Below are 17,015 nucleotides of genomic sequence, written 5' to 3'. Positions count from 1 at the left end.
ATATCTGAGTATGAGCGAGTCAATAATCTGGCTTTCAGGCACAGGCTGGAGAGCAAATTCCTATATTGCCGGAAATATCCTTTTTGATGCTGCAGCATCGGCGGATGCAGTATATCCATACAAAGATCAGATCGACACGATCATTCTGACACACGGACATTATGATCACACAGTAAATCTTGTGAAGCTTGCAGAGCTCTGCAGTGCAAAGGTCATGATCGGCGAGTATGATCTGCCGTTTTTATCGGATGCAAAACTCAGCCTCGCAAATCAGTTCGGGGAACAGCCGCCGAAGTATCCGGTAGAGATCCTGAAGGACGGAGACAAAGTGGGCGAGTTCACCGTGTACCACACACCGGGACACACACACGGAAGTATCTGCCTTTTTAGAGAATCGGACGGAGCATTAATCGCTGGAGACACGATCTTTCCAAACGGTTCATTCGGACGCTTTGATCTGTCAACGGGAAATCACGCAGAACTGATCAGCTCAATCAACCGCATCGCAGAACTGCCGGTGGAATCGCTTTGGTGTGGACATGAAATGCCGGTCGTAAAAGACGCAAAACGCCATGTTCTCTTATCGCAGTACGATGTTGTAAGATATGGATAAAGGCATTTACTGTCTGATCCTCAGTTGTGCAGAACCGTGTACGGTCCGAATCGGCGCACTCGGACCCACAGAATTCAAAAAAGGCTGGTATCTGTATGCAGGATCTGCTCTTGGTTCAGGCGGACTCTCAAGGGTCACCCGGCACATCAAATTCTTTCATGAACATTACCGAAAACCAAAATGGCACATTGATTATCTGATGGCGGCGGGTGGGGTGACCCTCACGAGCGTTTTCTGTGCAGAAACCGAAGAGAGACTGGAGTGTATTCTCGCAAAAAACATTGGCGGAGACAGAGTGGAAAAGTTCGGCTGTTCCGACTGTTCCTGTGACTCACACCTTTTCTATCGAAAAGACTCCCCGGAGACGGAAATCACCCGTGCTTTTGAGAAAACAGGACTCAAGCCCGTGCATCATCTGATCCGATAAGGCGAAAGGAGACTGATCTTGAGAATGATCCGGGCGATTTCGTCCGGAGATTCCCGTTCCGGCCCCTCTTTCTGGATCCAGGTCAGAAACACATTGAAATGCGATGCGTTGATGTATGCCAGAAGATACTCGAGCGGGACGGAAAAACTATCCTGCAAAGCCACTGTGACGAGTTTTTCCGCAAAAACATCATGCCAGAGACGGTCTTTCAGTCGGCTCTGGAACGAACATGATCCGTTTTCTCCGAAAAGTGCCCGCATTATCTGAATGTTCTCTTCAAAATACGTGAACAGAGCAACAACGGTTTTTGTCAGAGTCCGACCCTCGGTCAGCGGAAACACCTCTCCACGTATGATTTCCCGGAGATCATTGCCGATCTGGATCTCAAACGTCTCCAGAAGGGCATATTTATCCTTATAATGCAGATAAAAAGTCCCGCGGCCGATGTCGGCGGCATCGACTATGTCTTTGACTGACAACTCGTCAAAGCCTTTTTTTGCGACAAGGTCGATGAAGGCGGAACGAATTGCCCGTTCCGTTTTGATAAACCTCCGGTCTCTTGGGTGTAAATCTGTCATGCAGTAATTTTTCGTTGAAACGCTGTTTTTTTCTTTTTACTTGAAATAAATACCGATGTCCTTCAACCCGTTTCTCATGGCAAGGTGATGACAAGCGGACCTGCATCCAGAGGGACACGTTTTGATACGCTCGCGACAAGATCCATCCATTTACCGGGTTATATTGTGTACCATTTCAGTCATGATTATCTCCACAAAATATTATGCCAGGGATTCAGACATGATGTTCATTAGTCTCACATCGATATATTAGCTTTCCGGCATGACATCCATAAGACATTTTGACGAAGAACGTATATGAACGACGTCACGGTATTTCTTGATTTTTCAGGAGATTATTCTGAAAAATTCATGATCACTGAAAGATGATGCAAACACGTAGAAAGTATTTATCCCCCCACCCACAATTTATTAAGAACAAAAATATCTAAAGGTCTTACATGAACAGAAATAATCTTCGACGTATAATTCTCGCAGCATGTCTCGTCTGCGCTTTGATTCTCTCCGGCACGGGAGCAGTATCGGCTGCAACCCAGTCCACCTTTGTTATCACGGATTTTTCCATGTATCCAGAATCCCTGATGTCGGGTGACTCGGGTATCATTACTGTAACGATTAAAAATACCGGCACAGAATTCATACCGGTCAATCAGATCTTCATCAAAGACTCTGACGGAATCAAATCATCAGTGACCCCGTATCAGAACCCGATCGGCGGCGTTGGAGCGGGAGATACCTTCACCTTATCCCTTCCTATCACCTCGACAGGCGAAACCGGCACCTTTTATCCGGTCCTTTATGTGGACTTCGGCGGCAATAACGGGAATTATCTGAAATATCCGTTTGCCGTCATCGTTGACGATCAAAGTGTTGCCATCTCGATCACCAACCGTCCCGATGTATTCGAGCCGGACACCACACAGACCGTCGCCCTCACGATCGGAAACCTCCGAACGAATGCGATCGAGGCAGTCGAGATCAGTGCCTCCGGAACCGGAGTCACCTCCAAACAGACCTCGCTCTTCCTTGGAACGATCGATGCCAACAAAGCAGCAAGCGGGAATTTAAGCGTTTCCACAACTGCCGAGACGAAAGAGGTCACCTTCGATGTAACCTACCGGAACGGAGCCGACTGGCACACCGAAAGTCTCACGATCCCTCTCGAGTCAGGAATCTCCAAAACCAGCGCTGAACTGATCGTCAACAACCTCGAAGTGAAGAACTCGGGATCCTCCTACACGATCGTCGGTGATGTAAACAATGCAGGACTTACAACGGCAAAGGCACTCGTTGTCTCGACCGAAGGAGCGACCAAATCAGGACTCTATCCGTCATACGTTGTAGGATCCATGGATGAGGACGGTCTTTCAGAGTTTGAAGTGACCTTCAGTAACCCAATCGACAACAACGTGACCCTGGTCTTTACTTATAAGGATGTGAACGGAAACGTCTATACACAAAAACAAGTAGTTCCGATCACTACAGCCGTCACCGAAACCCAGACGACCGGCGAGTCAAGCCCGGTCGCCACCGTTCTGATTGTCATTGTAATACTCGTCATTCTTGCCGGCGGTTTTGTTGCCTGGAAGAAAGGAAAAATATTTGCACGGAAGTAAGCCATGAACTCGATCCCTGTGGTCGAACTGCATGACGTCTCGAAAATTTATCCAATGCCTGCGGGCGACGTCCATGCATTAAACCACATAGATTTCTCCATTCAGAAAGGAGAATTTGTGGCCATCATGGGACCGTCAGGTTCGGGCAAATCGACACTGATGAATATGATCGGGTGCCTGGACGTGCCGACTTCCGGCGATATTAAAATCAACGGCAAGTCAACGCTGGAGATGACGGATGATGAGATGACCCTGCACAGGAGAGAGACGATCGGATTCATCTTCCAGAAATATAACCTGATCAGTCTCTTGACGGCATATGAAAACGTCGAGTATCCGCTGATCTTAAAGCACGGACATAAGGACACGACGACACGCACAGCAGATCTTCTCAGAATGGTCGGACTGACCGACGGTCAAATGCAGCACACACCCTACGAACTCTCCGGGGGTCAGCAGCAGAGAGTTTCGATCGCACGTGCGCTCGCAAACGATCCGACGTTTCTGTTGTGCGATGAGCCAACAGGAAATCTTGATTCAAAAATGAGTATTCAGATCATGGAGATCCTGACAGAGCTGCACTCCCAAGGGAGAACGGTCGTTATGGTCACCCATGACCCAAAGACGGCCGAATACGCCGAACGTATAGTGATCATCAAGGACGGTGAGATCGTCGATGAGTGAAGAAAACACATCATTATGGCAGAAGATCTACTCGCCAATGGTCCTCTCGCTTGCGGTCAGAAACCTGAAACTGAATAAGTTTCGGACCATCCTTTCGATGATCGGTATCATCATCGGTGTTTTTGCCATCTGCGGAATGGGAATGATCAGCGCAGGATTTACCGAGGAGATGAACTCGATGATCTCCGACACGGCAGACACGCTGACGATCACACCGGTAGGTGAAAAAGTCATCGACGGAACGACAACAACGGGCTTTTCGACAAAAGATCTCCGGGATATCGAGTCTGCAGTAAAATCCGTGACCAAAGATTACGAATTCATCCCGTTGTACTCGTCAAGTAAGTACATATATATCGGAAAAGAGACCACGATGGCCACGATATCCGGAATGGATTCGAGTGACATCACGAAACTTGCCACGCTGATCCAGGGCACTCTTCCGCGGGGATCGACCAATGTTATCGTCGGCGAGACCTTTGCCGATGATAACGATCTCAGGATCGGAAGCCGGATGATCATGCTCGATACGACCGGTCAGGAGGTGACGTGCAGAGTCGTCGGTATCATGGAAGACAGCGGCGCTATGACGTTTGGATTCTCCACAAACAATGCGGTCGTCGGATCTATCGAGTGGTACACCGGACTTGTCGGAGACAACCACGGTCTCTATGACAAAGTAATCGTCAAGGCATATGATCCAACGGAACTGAATGCGATCGACGCAGCGATCGAGAAGAAGATGAACGGTAAGGAGGACAAAGACTCCGATGATACGGTCTATATCCTGAACTCATATGAGATCATGGCGGTCTTCGATGATATCATGTCAATGTCAAGCATCTTCACGACCATCATCAGCGGAATCTCCCTTCTGGTCGCAGCAGTGGCCATTGTAAATGTGATGCTGATGAGCGTGAAGGAGCGAACGAGAGAGGTCGGTATCCTTCGAAGTATCGGAACCTACAGAAGCCAGATTCTGCTGATGTTCCTCTACGAAGCAGGGCTGATCGGTTTAATTGGGGCAATCATCGGAACTCTGCTTGCATTGATCGCAGCACCTTTGATGCTGATGGCAATGATCGGATCCATCGATGCGATGTTTTCGGTATCGGTTCTTTCCTATGTGCCGATCGGTATTCTTATCGGGCTGATCGTCTGTCTGATATCCGGTCTCTATCCGGCATGGAAAGCAGCGAACCTCAACCCGGTCGAAGCAATGGCAACCGACTGAGGACTCCTCTTCTTTTTTTTAATTAGGACTTACACGGTGCACTATCATTCAAAAAAGCTGATGTACGTTATACCATGTACGTCGATTTCGTGTACGTCGATTTCGTGTACGGCATTCGTGTAGACACAAGAGAATAAAACCAACCGCGAACCGCATTTATCATACGCTGTCTTCTTATCCTCGTCGTTTCAATCCTCGGCCGCGTTCCTACGCTTCGGCTGATCGGCTCCGCGTGATAGGAACGCCAGAGTGGAAAATCCACGGGCTATAAGCTCGTGAGACATCTCAAGAGCCTTCGGCTCTTGGACAAATGCTGGAATATCCGCGTCGCCGGTTTTCTTTGGCTGAATTATTCCTGTGTTTCTAGTATGAATAAGCAGTTCGATTTCTTATTTCCGTACCCCTCTCTATTGAAAGAAAACAGAATTTTTGCTCTTCTCCGGGGCATTATTGCACCAGGCGGTTAGGGGTTTATATGGTTTTGAGCCCAATATTCAGATAATTGAATGAGATTACTATGACAATTAGTATAATACGACATATTTCAAATGTGACAATCATTTCTAGTTATCTGTCATTTTTCCGAGGAATATGGCATAAGCAGTGATTATTATGAGTGATGAATCAAATAATCAACTAAAATTTTTTCAAGATTTATTTATCGCTCAAAAAATGAAATATCGTCGTAAATGTCTTCTTAACACAGGTATTTTACTGTTCTGTTGCTTATTGATAGCAATACATATAGAATATTTCTCCATTCCATTTATAGCATCCAATTCTATCTGGATCATCGGTATTTCATGGGTATTTATCTTTTTAACCTGTGTCATGTTTATTCAGTTTATTTATGATTTGAAACCAACACGATTCCTTGTACATCTAACGATTATTGTTTGTATTTTTATTGTTGCTCTAATAATATTCCCTAAATTTGAGATGATCGAACTCTCCGTTTTTCTTCCGTGGGTTATTATTTGTGCATCTCTATTGCATATCTCCACGGATAAAAAATCATATAAAAATATCGAGAAATACTGTTCAAATCGTTCAAATCGTTCAAATGAAAACCACACTGCAATCATTCTTGCACGAAATTCAGAGATTTTTACTGACTCATTTGATGATACGGCGATTGACTTGGCTAAGGGTCTTACTCTTCTTGACCAAGCATATCAATTTTATTTGTGTACGAGTAATGAGATGTTAACAGATATTCTGTTGAATAATAATACAACACGAATATGGATATTTGGTCACGGAACTATCGAAGGAGTTGGTATCACAGAAGGAGATTATCTACTATATTCACGCTTTATGTTGGAAAAGAAACAGGATGAAATGATACTCCGTTCGTTCCCAAAAAAGGAGGCTGTTTATCAGTGTCATTGTAATGGTGGTAGTGGTTGGTCACTTGCAGATTTTTTATTGCCGCGAAAAGGTGTTTTAGATGAAGGAACAGATGATTTTCCAAATTTTAGAGAGACGGGAATGAATGGTAGTGTGGTAAATTTCAAAATTTTCGGCTGGAAACCATTCGGATTTTTGCAGAATTTAAATACGAATAAAAGCAATCGTGAATTTATCAATGAATATCTAACACATATTGAGAGAGTAACAAAAAATCAATCATAATCATTATTTTACATGTGTGATTCCAAGTCCAACTTCCTTCTATATTTTATATTGATGTGGCTGAATCTTTGCATATTCCTCGTGAGAAAACCCGCGACGCGGGTTTTCCAGCATTTTTCGTTCCGCCGTCCCGACCACGCGGAGCCGATCAGGCGTAGCGTAGGGACGCGACCGAAGGTCAAGAGGGCGGAACAGAAAAAATGCGATTCGCGTTTATTCGCGTTTATTCGCGGGGGGATTTTTTCATGTTTCCACATCAGGCAATACCCTTCCCGAACTGGATCAAACCCAAAACCGAGTTCCTCCTTTTCCAAAAAAAAAAAGAACCGGGTCAGAGTGAGTCGCCGACTTTGAGATAATGCCCGTTCACGATCTCGAAACCCGGCATCTCGCGTTTCCCTTCAGGTTTTGCTGAAAGGATACAGACAGCGCCACCCCCCGTCATCACGACAGGTCCTTTCTTTTTGATCACATCGACAACCGTTCCCGGCTCTCCGGTATAATCCCCGAAGACCTTCTCACTTTTGTAGATCTTCATGAGTTTTCCGTCGGGAAGACGGGTATTTGCTCCAGGAATCGGTGAAAGCCCTCTGATCCTGTTATGAACCGTTCCGGCAGGAAGAGACCAGTCGATCACACACTCCTCTTTGGAGATGGAAGGGGCAAACGTCACCTTCAAATCATCCTGCGGAGTTCTGGTGACCTGACCTGACTCCACCAGTTCAAGAGCCTTGATCAGTGCTTCGGCCCCGAGATCTGCAAGAAGGTCGTGGACTTCCCCATAAGATGCATTTTCATCCAGAGGGATAGACTTAGAGAGGATCACATCGCCGGCATCAAGTCGAGCCGTCACGTACATGATCGAGACTCCGGTCTCACTATCCCCGTTCAGCACGGAATACTGCATCGGAGCTGCTCCCCGATACTTCGGCAGAAGCGAGCCGTGCAGATTTATCGTGTTGTGTTTCGGGAGATCGATGATCGAATCGGGTATCATCATCCCAAATGCCACCACAACGGAAATATCAGGAGAAAGAGCCTTCAGCTGCTCGAAGAGAGCAGGGTCCTTCATATCTTCCGGCTGAAAAACCGGGATCCCATGCTCAAGTGCGAAAACCTTCACCGGAGAAAACTCGATCCTGTTTCCTCTGCGATTCGGTTTATCGACCCTAGTCAGAATACCGACGATCTCATGCTCTGCAAACACCGCACGAAGAGAAGAAAGGGCATACTCAGGCGTCCCCATAAATAGGACACGCACGTTACGCCTCCTTTTTACTTAGATCCTCAAGCTGCTTTGCGATCATTTTTTTCGCGATCGGCGAGATCTTATCAACAAATAAGATCCCGTCAAGATGATCATATTCATGCAGAAAGACCCGAGCCGGATAATCCTTCAGCTCCTCTTCGATCAGTTCGCCGGCTTCATTGGTATATCTGACCGTGATCCTCCGGGATCGGCGGACTTTTTTATGGATGCCGGGAACAGAGAGACAGCCCTCTTCCATCTCGACAAAGGCATTGCCGGTTTTCAGGATCTCCGGGTTGATGACTCTGCGGACTTTGTCTCCGGGATTCATCACAAAGAACCGTTTTCCGATCCCGACCTGCGGGGCAGCAAGACCGACTCCGCGGTGTTCTTTGAGCATCGGGACCATCTCGTCAAGAGCGGCTAAAAGTTCAGGGGTTATTGTATCGACGGGCTCGGCAACTTTGCAAAGTACCGCTTTTCCGTATAACTGAATCTCCATTATTATTAGTGTTGGATTTTTTGCCTGATGAATCTGACTGATATAGTTGGGTAGTCAGAAGAGAAAACACATGTATTGCGAAAACCGCACAAAACAGAATACTGAATAGATTTTAGAAAAATGATGTGTTTGGACAGTTAAGTCCGAACAGTATTAGAACCGGTTCCGTGGGGTCCGGTGTTTTGGAAGGCATTCCTGACAATAGACTGGTCTACCTTCTGTTGGCTTAAACGGTACCTCGCATTCTTTTCCACAGTCTGAGCAGACTGTTTTGGTCATTTCGCGTGGGCCGTCATTAAACTGGCGTGGTGCGCCAAAATTATTTCTTCTTTCCATGATAGGATTTCCTTGGAGCATAAATGCTCACGAAAAAAAACAATGAGACAAAAGAGTCTTACTGATATTTCCCACAGATAACTGCGTTACCTTATACACACCCCGTAGATAAATACTTGTGTATCATGGATGAAGAAAGCAGGACGGATATGCCCGCAAAAAATCCATAGCTATTTTTATTTCCGGTTTCACGTGTTTCGTGCGAGGGGAGCCCTTATCCCCCGGCAGCCGGCGGGAACAGGGCAATCATGTCCCCATCATCAAGAGGAGTGTCGAGACCGGCAAGAAAATGGATGTTTCTCCCGTTTTTCAGGATGTTGACAAAGTCCCGGAGAGTATCCGGATCGGCAAACATCATCTCACCTAGTCCCTTGTATCGTCCGGTGAGCTCAGAAAGAAGCGTGCGAACGGTCGTGCCTTCCGGAAACTCAAGCTCGATCTGCATATCCATGACCTCACGGAATGTGGCAAACGCTTTCACTGTGATCTTCATACGGAAAACCTCCGGCCATCTGGTTCACCCTCTGAAAAACCGCAGTCGGTGCAGTCAGGAGAGTTCATGATTTGAATCGATTCGCATTCGCCGCGAAGCCCGTCCCAGAGCAGAAGCCGATTTTCGAGTAATTTTCCAGTTCCGGTGAGATACTTGATCGCTTCGGAAGCCTCGACACTGCCGATCGCTCCGCAAGTCACCCCGATGATCGCATTCTTTTCCCAGGTCGGCGTTGTTGGAACAATGCAGCGAAGACACGGGGTAACACCGGGAATGAGGGTAGTTACCTGTCCGTAGAATCCGTTCACGGCGCCGTGAATAAACGGGATCTTTTCATTGAGACCGGCACGGTTCAAAACATAGCGGGCGGCGAAATTATCCATGCCGTCAAGAATCAGATCCATCCCCTGGACAAGATCCCCCACAGATGTCTCATCGATATGCCGACATACTGCATCCACTTCGACATCGCTGTTGAGTGCATGAATCGTTTTTTCCGCTGCTTCAACCTTGCATACACCGATATCCTGCTCATGAAATAGGATCTGCCGATTGAGGTTGGAACGCTCGACGACATCCTCATCGACGATCCGGATATAGCCAACACCGGCGGCCGCGAGATATGTCGCGATCGCCGAACCTAGACCACCAGCCCCGGCAAGAAGGATACGGGCGTCCTTAAGTTTCTTCTGACCCTCTCTTCCAAAAAGAGAGATCTGCCTCAGAAACCGGGTATCCGAAGACTCTTTTGACATATATGAATCCTTCAGCATGGCCTGATGTTTTACATCAGCCCCAGTTCCTGGAGTTTTTCCTTTGTCGGTGTGCCTTCTGCGTCCCAGCCTCTAAGCGTATAATACTCATCGAGCATTTCATGTACCCGGGATACCTGGCCTGTCGGGGCACCTTCTGTCAGGGGTTCGTTCAGGAGCCTGTCCGGCAAGGTGTCGTCTTTGCGGCCGAACCCGCGTTGAATATTATAGAGCTTCTGAAGATTCCATATCCGCTCGCCGACTTTCAGCAGTTCTTCTGCATCGGTCTTCACTCCCGTGGTCGCGGTAAGAAGATCAGCGTAATCCTCTGCCCCGAGAGCAAAGGACGTAAAGAGGCACATGCCCAGTGCATCGATCGCAGCGGTCAGATCCTGGAAAGTCTTGACCCACTGGGGTTTTCCCTTGATCAGGTACGGGTCGATCTTCTCAGGCGCCCCGAGGATCTCCGGAGAGATCATGTATGCATATACATGATCTGCACCTCGAACCGAGGTGGCAGCTGCAAGTCCGTATCCCTGAATGCCCCGGGGATCATAGGCAGGCAGTTCCTGCTTCTTGGAGCTCATCGACAGTTCAGGATGACCGTATCTCGTCGCAAACCGGAAAGATCCCTCGGCAAGTTCATCGCCGATATCCTCACGCTTCGCGATCTGCTCCACGAGTTTCAGCATCCCTTTTGCATCGCCGAATCGGATCGGATGTTTGACATACCCTTTCTCCGCCATCTCCATCAGACATGCGATCGTTGTCGGCATCGAAATTGAGTCGAGCCCATACTCATTGCAGAGATTGTTGGCCCGGGCGATCATTTTTAGATCGTCGATACCGCAGTCGGCACCAAATCCCCAGTCAGGTTCATACTCCGGCCCCTCTCCGGTCTCGCCGTCGAATTCATGCACTCGTCCGCACTGCACAATACAGGCAAAACATCCTTTGGGTTTCTTGAGGATCGTTTTCGCCATCGTCTCGCCGGAGATCTTATCAGCCTCCGGGAAATGGGCGGTCTGGAAGTTGCGGGTCGGCAGGAGATAATTCTCGTTGAGAATGTTGACGAGCACAGCCGTTCCGTACGTGTGCAGCGACTTGGCGATCCCGTTCTCCTCGATCTTGTTTTTCACGCGCTCTTTAACAACCTTGAGCTGTTCTTCGTCCGCCGGCTTGATAGGCTGGTCTCCTCTGGCTGCTATCGCTTTCAGGTTCTTTGACCCCATTACGGCCCCGGCCCCTCCCCGTCCGACTGCACGGGTCTTTTCATTGATAATGCAGGCAAACAGCACGAGTTTTTCTCCCGAAGGGCCGATACAGGATACCCGAACACTCGGATCCTTGAGCTCATCCATGATGGCGTCGGTAGTCTGCCCGGTGGTTTTACCCCAGAGATAAGCAGCATCCCTGAGTTCGGCCTTTCCGTTGTCGAGGAACAGATAGACCGGTTGTTTGGATTTGCCGGTGATAACGACCGCATCGAACCCGGCCTTTTTCATCTTCCAGCCAAAGACTCCCCCACTGTTACCGCTCATCGCGGTCCCAGTGAGAGGTGAGACGGCCGAGACCTCATATCTGCTCCCAAGAGGAATGCCGGTGCCGGTCAGCGGTCCGGCTGCAAAGACGAGAATGTTCTTGTCGCTCAACGGATCGATCTTCGGGTCAACCATATCAGTCAGGAGCCGGATACCAAATCCCCGTCCGCCGATATATGACTTTTTGAGTTCCGGCGGCGTGGGTTTGATTGTTATCGCCCCGGTAGAGAGATCGACATAGACCATGTTTCCTGCATATCCGTCCATGATGATTACCAAACAGTTACTTCGCAGTCATTATTCATAAAGGTTAGAATCGAGGATTATTTTCACATAAAATTTGGGCATCAATGAAACTGACTCTGAGAAGAGCACGCCGGGACACAAAACCCCTTATGTATAACGACGACCAATATTTACCCACATATTGAGTGAGGGAAGAAACTCGTGAAAGAAATATCAGAAAGTTATGTACCAGCCGTTGTCGAAAACGACGTCCGGGAGTACTGGAAAACAAACAATACCTATCGTGAAACACGCAAACTTCACGAGTCTGGCCAGCCGTGGTTCTTTGTCGACGGACCGCCGTACACAACAGGCTACATCCATCTCGGGACTGCCTGGAACAAGATCCTCAAAGACTCCATCATCAGATATCACTCGATGACCGGTCAGCATATCATCGAACGTGCCGGTTACGATATGCATGGACTTCCAATCGAGGTCAAAGTCGAAGAGAAGCTCGGGTTCAAAAACAAAGCAGACATCGAAAAGTATGGTGTTGCAAAGTTCATCGAAGAGTGCCGTGAGTTCGCTCTCACCCACAAAGATCTGATGAGCGATCAGTTCCGGGGACTTGGGACGTGGATGGACTTCGACGACCCCTATCAGACGGTCGATAAAGGATACATCGAAGCTGCATGGTACACCCTCAAACGCTGCGAAGAAGAGAAGATGCTCGAACGCGGATCCAGGGTCGTCAACTGGTGTCCCCGCTGCGGAACGGCGATCGCCGATGCTGAAGTCGAGTACTGGGACGAGACCGATCCGTCTATCTTCGTTAAATTCCCCATTCAGGGAGCCGAGAACGAATCCCTCGTTATCTGGACCACAACCCCCTGGACCCTTCCCGCAAACGTGGCAGTGGCCGTTGGAAAAGACTTTGTCTACGCAAAATGCCGGGCAGTAAAAGACGGAAAGACCGAAGACCTCTGGATCGCAAAAGACCTCGTTGAACAGATCCTCAAATACGGAAAATATCAGGACTACTCGGTCATTGAAACAAAGACCGGAGCCGAACTCGCCGGAACAAAATACAATTCTCCCCTCGCTTCCGCGGTTCCCATTCAGGAAAAGATCGAGCACCGTATCGTCATCGCCGATTACGTGGCGATGGAAAACACCGGAATGGTCCATATCGCTCCGGGTCACGGCTGGGACGATTACCTCGTCGGTCTGAAAGAAGATCTCGCGATCGTCTGCCCGGTCGACGGAAACGGAAACTTCACCGAAGAAGCGGGTGTCTTTGCAGGAAAATACGTCAAAGCACCCGAAACCAATCAGGGGGTCATCGACGTTTTAGGAGACGCCATGCTTGCTGTCCGGAAGATCACTCACCGATACGGACACTGCTGGAGATGCAAGACTCCGATCATCTACCGTGCAACCTCACAGTGGTTCCTGAAAGCAAAGGATGTCAGGGAAAAGATGCTCAAAGAGATCTCGGAAGAAGTCACCTGGTTCCCTGAATGGGCAGGTTCCGCCAGATTCCATGACTGGATCCAAGAGGCTCGCGACTGGTGTATTTCCCGGCAGAGATACTGGGGTATCCCGATCCCGGTCTGGGTCTGTCCGATCTGTAATAAATATCATGTCGTCGGCAGATACGCAGAGCTCGAACAGCTCTCCGGTCAGAAGATGACCGATCCCCACCGGCCGTACGTCGATGACATCACGATGCCTTGCGAATGCGGCGGAACGATGAAGCGTATCCCGGACATCTTCGATGTCTGGTACGACTCGGGAATCGCATCCTGGGCAACACTCCGGTTCCCGGAGAAGACCGAAGACTTCGCCAAATATTGGCCGGCGGATTTCATCCTCGAAGGACAGGACCAGACACGCGGATGGTTCTATTCCCAGCTTGCCCTCTCCACGATCGCCTTTGGCAGATCCCCGTACAAATCTGTACTCATGCACGGATTCGCGCTTGACGCAAACGGCAAAAAGATGAGTAAAAGTCTTGGAAACGTCATTGCACCCGAAGACGTCATCGAACAGTTCGGTGTGGATGTTATGCGTCAGTACATCCTTTCGGCGAATGCTCCCTGGGATGATATGCGCTTCTCCCTTGAAGGCGTTAAGACGAACCACCGAATGTTCAATGTTCTCTGGAACGTCTACAAATTCCCGCTCCCGTATATGGCACTCGACAGCTACAAACCGGCGACGAAAGACGGCGGCTGGGATCCTTCAGTTGTGGAAGACCACATCAAAGAGTTCGGCAGAGAAGACCGCTGGCTCATCTCCCGCGTGAACTCTCTTGCCGAGCAGGTCACTAAAGAGATGGAGGTCTGCAGCCTTCACCGGGCGACCCGCCCGATCAGCACCTTCGTCCTCGATGAACTCTCCCGCTGGTATGTCCAGCTGGTCAGACCGAGAATGTGGCTCGAAGAAGAATCGGTCTCGAAGATGCAGGCGTACGACACCATGTATTACGTTCTGCGCAGACTCGTTACCATCTTCGCACCCTTCGCCCCCCACATCACCGAAAGAATGTACCAGAACCTGAGATGTGAAGGCGACCCGAAATCGGTCCATATGGTCGACTGGTTCAGCGGAAACGATTCACTGCGCGACCCGGTCCTCGAAGAGGAGATGGAGATCGTTCAGGAGTTCGACGAAGCAGTCTCGAACGCCCGCCAGAACGGAAAACGCAAAGGGCGCTGGCCGGTTGGACAGATCGTTGTCGCGACCGAATCGGATAAGGTCGCCGGCGCCATCTCGGCAATGAACGATATGTGCTGTGACCGGGCAAATGCCCGCTCCGTTACGGTCGTGAAAGGCATCTGGGACAAACTCGACTGGACCGCGGTCCCGGTCATGAAAGTGATCGGCAAACAGTTCGGACGCGACGGGCCCAAAGTCAAGGCATTCATCGAAGAAACAAACGGCAGTCAGCTGAAAGCTTCCCTGACGGCAGACGGAAAAGTTGTAATGGAAAAGGACGGGTTTACCGCTGAACTTACCGATGAGCACATAACCTTTGAAGAGAAGATGCCGGCAAACATCTTCTCCTCGCCGATCGAAAACGGCATGATCTATGTTGACGTGACCCTCACGCCGGAACTCGAAGCCGAAGGATACTCCCGTGAAGTCATCCGCCGGATCCAGGAGATGAGAAAACAGGCAGGTCTCGCCGTCGATGCAAAGATCAAAGCAGATGTCGTCATCGATGATGCACGGGTCATGCCTCTCGTGAATTCCCAGCATGATGTCATCGAAAACGAGGTCAGGGCAAACTGCCTCAAGATCAGAGTAGCGGACGGGGAACCCTGCGAATGCGGTGCTGCTGACGAAGCAACTCTTGCAATGGACTGGGAGATCGATGATCTCAAAGTTCACATCAGCATTTCCCAAGCAGAATAATACCAACTCCTTTTTTTCGGCGGACCGCCGCGGCGATACTAAAGCACTTATCTCATCACGACCAATTCTGAATAAAGAAGGGATAAACGTGAGTACAGTTGTCATTTATAAATCGAAATACGGATCCACGAAACAGTATGCCGAATGGATCGCTGAAGAATTAGGGGCTGATCTGAAAAATGCCGATGATGTCAAGCCTGATGATCTCATGCCGTACGACACGATCATTTACGGAGCCGGCGTTTACGTCGGGTGTATCGCCGGCATCGCGCTGATCTCGGACAATTATGAACAGATCAAGGACAAGAAGATCATTGTCTTTACCGTCGGATTGACTGACCCGGCAGACAAGAAGAAATACGAAGATCTCCGTACCAAAAATTTTTCCTGGAAAATGCAGGATACTATCCAGACCTTTCATCTTCGCGGAGCACTCGATTACAAAAAAATCGGGATCGGCAACAAACTGATGATGAAAAGACTGAAGATAAATGAGGCGGATTTCGTGAGCAAAGCGCAGATCCGTCCATTACTTGAAGCACTCGGATCAGCCAAACCGGAGACCGGCACAATAATCTACGACACGCCCAGACTCACCATCGAAACCCGGCACGTTCACCTGCCGAATGGAAAGGACAGGAACTATCTCTTCGTCCAGCCGGTCCCGGCGGTGTGCATTCTCCCGACCGATGAGACCCACGTATATCTGATAAGACAGTATCGCGCCGTGATCGATGAATACATCCTTGAAGTCCCGGCAGGCGGCATGGATAACGGGAATGAAACGCCCCTGGAATGTGCAAAAAGGGAGCTTGCAGAAGAAGCCCGGTTCTCGGCAAATGAGTATATTCCGCGAGGATATGTGTACTCGACGCCCGGATTCTGCACGGAAAAACTCTGGCTCTTTGAAGCACGGGGACTTGTACCATGCGAGGACTGCGCAAGAGACGAAGACGAGATCATCGAAGTCGTGAAAGTGCCGAAAGCTGATATTTTTGCGATGATCGCCCACGGAGAGATCGTCGATGCAAAAACGATCGCTCTCCTGACAAGGTCACTGGGGAAAGTTAATAGTGACTGAATAGAAATATTATCCGACATCTATGAATATGAAAAATGCAGTCAAATACCTGCTTTTCGATCAAAAGCAGTTCTTCGAAGAGAGTCCGAAAGGTCTCCTGATCCCGGCGCTGATCACGCTTATCTATTCCCTGCTTGCAGTTGTCTTCATTCTCCCGGGAGATATTTTCACAGCAGTCATCACCGTGGTCGCGGGGATCATCGGTATATTCATCTCATGGGCAGTCGTCGCCGGACTGTTCTTAGCCGGTGTTAAAATCTTGGGCTATGCGAAATGCACCTTTAAGCAGATGCTCGCCGTGACCGGTTATGCTTCCGCGATCCTCGCGATAGGGGCTCTTCTGAGCGGACTCGTTGGACTCGTCGGCACAATAGACCCGATTGTGAGCCTCGCACTGCAGGGAGCGGTCATGTTCTGGTGTATTCCGGTCTGGATCTTCGGTATTGCATCCATCACCGAACTCCCCCCGAAAAAGGTCTTCACCTGCATCCTCATCCCGATCATTCTGATGATCGTCATGAGTATCGTCTCCTATGTGATAACGGCATCTCTTACCGAGAGTGCTGCACTCTACGCCGGATCGGGATCGGGTTCGGAGTTCAAAATGAGTGGATCTTCCTTCTAAT

16 protein-coding genes are annotated in these 17,015 nt (G+C 49.1%); 9 read left to right on the top strand and 7 right to left on the bottom strand.

Features of this window, described 5'->3' with window-relative positions:
* Window positions 1–10: 10 nt before the first annotated feature.
* Together Q7J08_RS04800 and Q7J08_RS04795 are read left to right on the top strand one after the other, a co-directional pair.
* Window positions 11–613: an MBL fold metallo-hydrolase gene (locus Q7J08_RS04800; RefSeq protein WP_304910555.1), complete on the top strand. Its 603-nt coding sequence runs from the start codon at window positions 11–13 to the stop codon at window positions 611–613.
* Window positions 606–1,040, top strand: coding sequence for a DUF123 domain-containing protein (locus Q7J08_RS04795; RefSeq protein ID WP_304910554.1), 435 nt, complete (start codon window positions 606–608; stop codon window positions 1,038–1,040). The genes Q7J08_RS04800 and Q7J08_RS04795 overlap by 8 nt, the downstream gene beginning before the upstream one ends.
* On the opposite strand, the gene Q7J08_RS04790 is transcribed toward Q7J08_RS04795, so the two are convergent.
* Window positions 1,025–1,618, bottom strand: coding sequence for a TetR/AcrR family transcriptional regulator (locus Q7J08_RS04790; protein ID WP_304910553.1), 594 nt, complete (start codon window positions 1,616–1,618; stop codon window positions 1,025–1,027). The genes Q7J08_RS04795 and Q7J08_RS04790 overlap by 16 nt on opposite strands.
* Before the next feature lie 440 nt (window positions 1,619–2,058).
* Between Q7J08_RS04790 and Q7J08_RS04785 the strand changes: the two genes are divergently transcribed.
* From Q7J08_RS04785 to Q7J08_RS04770, 4 genes are all read left to right on the top strand, one after another.
* Window positions 2,059–3,234: a hypothetical protein gene (locus Q7J08_RS04785; protein WP_304910552.1), complete on the top strand. Its 1,176-nt coding sequence runs from the start codon at window positions 2,059–2,061 to the stop codon at window positions 3,232–3,234.
* A gap of 3 nt (window positions 3,235–3,237) precedes the next feature.
* Entirely contained in the window at window positions 3,238–3,918 is a 681-nt protein-coding gene (locus Q7J08_RS04780; protein WP_304910551.1) for an ABC transporter ATP-binding protein, read from the top strand.
* On the top strand, window positions 3,911–5,152 hold the full coding sequence (locus Q7J08_RS04775) for an ABC transporter permease (RefSeq protein WP_304910550.1): 1,242 nt from the start codon (window positions 3,911–3,913) through the stop codon (window positions 5,150–5,152). Before Q7J08_RS04780 ends, Q7J08_RS04775 begins: the two co-directional genes overlap by 8 nt.
* Before the next feature lie 612 nt (window positions 5,153–5,764).
* Window positions 5,765–6,787: a hypothetical protein gene (locus Q7J08_RS04770; protein ID WP_304910549.1), complete on the top strand. Its 1,023-nt coding sequence runs from the start codon at window positions 5,765–5,767 to the stop codon at window positions 6,785–6,787.
* A gap of 331 nt (window positions 6,788–7,118) precedes the next feature.
* Here the strand turns inward: Q7J08_RS04770 and fmt are convergent, their stop codons facing one another.
* The 6 genes from fmt to Q7J08_RS04740 all read right to left on the bottom strand — a co-directional run bounded on the left by fmt (window position 7,119) and on the right by Q7J08_RS04740 (window position 11,927).
* Window positions 7,119–8,048, bottom strand: a complete 930-nt coding sequence (fmt, locus tag Q7J08_RS04765) for a methionyl-tRNA formyltransferase (RefSeq protein WP_304910548.1) — start codon at window positions 8,046–8,048, stop codon at window positions 7,119–7,121.
* A gap of 1 nt (window position 8,049) precedes the next feature.
* Window positions 8,050–8,538, bottom strand: a complete 489-nt coding sequence (def, locus tag Q7J08_RS04760) for a peptide deformylase (RefSeq protein WP_304910547.1) — start codon at window positions 8,536–8,538, stop codon at window positions 8,050–8,052.
* A gap of 153 nt (window positions 8,539–8,691) precedes the next feature.
* The gene (locus Q7J08_RS04755) at window positions 8,692–8,874 is read right to left on the bottom strand and encodes a CxxC-x17-CxxC domain-containing protein (RefSeq protein ID WP_081406649.1); all 183 of its coding nucleotides are present in this window, start codon (window positions 8,872–8,874) and stop codon (window positions 8,692–8,694) included.
* 214 nt (window positions 8,875–9,088) lie between these two features.
* Complete coding sequence (locus Q7J08_RS04750; protein WP_304910546.1) at window positions 9,089–9,367, bottom strand: ubiquitin-like small modifier protein 1; 279 nt, start codon at window positions 9,365–9,367, stop codon at window positions 9,089–9,091.
* Entirely contained in the window at window positions 9,364–10,122 is a 759-nt protein-coding gene (locus Q7J08_RS04745; protein WP_304910545.1) for a HesA/MoeB/ThiF family protein, read from the bottom strand. The genes Q7J08_RS04750 and Q7J08_RS04745 overlap by 4 nt, the downstream gene beginning before the upstream one ends.
* A gap of 29 nt (window positions 10,123–10,151) precedes the next feature.
* Window positions 10,152–11,927, bottom strand: a complete 1,776-nt coding sequence (locus Q7J08_RS04740; RefSeq protein WP_304910544.1) for an aldehyde ferredoxin oxidoreductase family protein — start codon at window positions 11,925–11,927, stop codon at window positions 10,152–10,154.
* 180 nt (window positions 11,928–12,107) lie between these two features.
* Here Q7J08_RS04740 and ileS point away from each other — a divergent pair, with 180 nt between their 5' ends.
* The 3 genes from ileS to Q7J08_RS04725 are packed head-to-tail and all read left to right on the top strand — an operon-like array spanning window position 12,108 to window position 17,014.
* Window positions 12,108–15,308, top strand: coding sequence for an isoleucine--tRNA ligase (gene ileS, locus Q7J08_RS04735; RefSeq protein WP_304910543.1), 3,201 nt, complete (start codon window positions 12,108–12,110; stop codon window positions 15,306–15,308).
* Window positions 15,268–16,389: a flavodoxin domain-containing protein gene (locus Q7J08_RS04730; protein WP_304910542.1), complete on the top strand. Its 1,122-nt coding sequence runs from the start codon at window positions 15,268–15,270 to the stop codon at window positions 16,387–16,389. Before ileS ends, Q7J08_RS04730 begins: the two co-directional genes overlap by 41 nt.
* A 22-nt stretch (window positions 16,390–16,411) precedes the next feature.
* Window positions 16,412–17,014 (top strand): Yip1 family protein, encoded by a 603-nt coding sequence (locus tag Q7J08_RS04725; RefSeq protein ID WP_304910541.1) that lies wholly within the window; start codon window positions 16,412–16,414, stop codon window positions 17,012–17,014.
* Window position 17,015: the final 1 nt, after the last annotated feature.

The sequence above is a fragment of the Methanocorpusculum sp. genome, assembly GCF_030655665.1.
GTDB lineage: Archaea > Halobacteriota > Methanomicrobia > Methanomicrobiales > Methanocorpusculaceae > Methanocorpusculum.
The sequence above is the reverse complement of the archived record's forward strand: the minus strand, read 5'-3'. Positions and strand labels throughout refer to the sequence as shown.

Coding starts and splice junctions, on each gene's coding strand:
- Q7J08_RS04745 (WP_304910545.1), bottom strand. CDS start 10,122: ATGTCAAAAGAGTCTTCGGATACCCGGTTTCTGAGGCAGATCTCTCTT.
- Q7J08_RS04795 (WP_304910554.1), top strand. CDS start 606: ATGGATAAAGGCATTTACTGTCTGATCCTCAGTTGTGCAGAACCGTGT.
- Q7J08_RS04750 (WP_304910546.1), bottom strand. CDS start 9,367: ATGAAGATCACAGTGAAAGCGTTTGCCACATTCCGTGAGGTCATGGAT.
- Q7J08_RS04800 (WP_304910555.1), top strand. CDS start 11: ATGAGCGAGTCAATAATCTGGCTTTCAGGCACAGGCTGGAGAGCAAAT.
- Q7J08_RS04740 (WP_304910544.1), bottom strand. CDS start 11,927: ATGGACGGATATGCAGGAAACATGGTCTATGTCGATCTCTCTACCGGG.
- Q7J08_RS04785 (WP_304910552.1), top strand. CDS start 2,059: ATGAACAGAAATAATCTTCGACGTATAATTCTCGCAGCATGTCTCGTC.
- Q7J08_RS04725 (WP_304910541.1), top strand. CDS start 16,412: ATGAATATGAAAAATGCAGTCAAATACCTGCTTTTCGATCAAAAGCAG.
- Q7J08_RS04770 (WP_304910549.1), top strand. CDS start 5,765: ATGAGTGATGAATCAAATAATCAACTAAAATTTTTTCAAGATTTATTT.
- Q7J08_RS04780 (WP_304910551.1), top strand. CDS start 3,238: ATGAACTCGATCCCTGTGGTCGAACTGCATGACGTCTCGAAAATTTAT.
- Q7J08_RS04755 (WP_081406649.1), bottom strand. CDS start 8,874: ATGGAAAGAAGAAATAATTTTGGCGCACCACGCCAGTTTAATGACGGC.
- Q7J08_RS04775 (WP_304910550.1), top strand. CDS start 3,911: ATGAGTGAAGAAAACACATCATTATGGCAGAAGATCTACTCGCCAATG.
- Q7J08_RS04790 (WP_304910553.1), bottom strand. CDS start 1,618: ATGACAGATTTACACCCAAGAGACCGGAGGTTTATCAAAACGGAACGG.
- def (WP_304910547.1), bottom strand. CDS start 8,538: ATGGAGATTCAGTTATACGGAAAAGCGGTACTTTGCAAAGTTGCCGAG.
- Q7J08_RS04730 (WP_304910542.1), top strand. CDS start 15,268: ATGATCTCAAAGTTCACATCAGCATTTCCCAAGCAGAATAATACCAAC.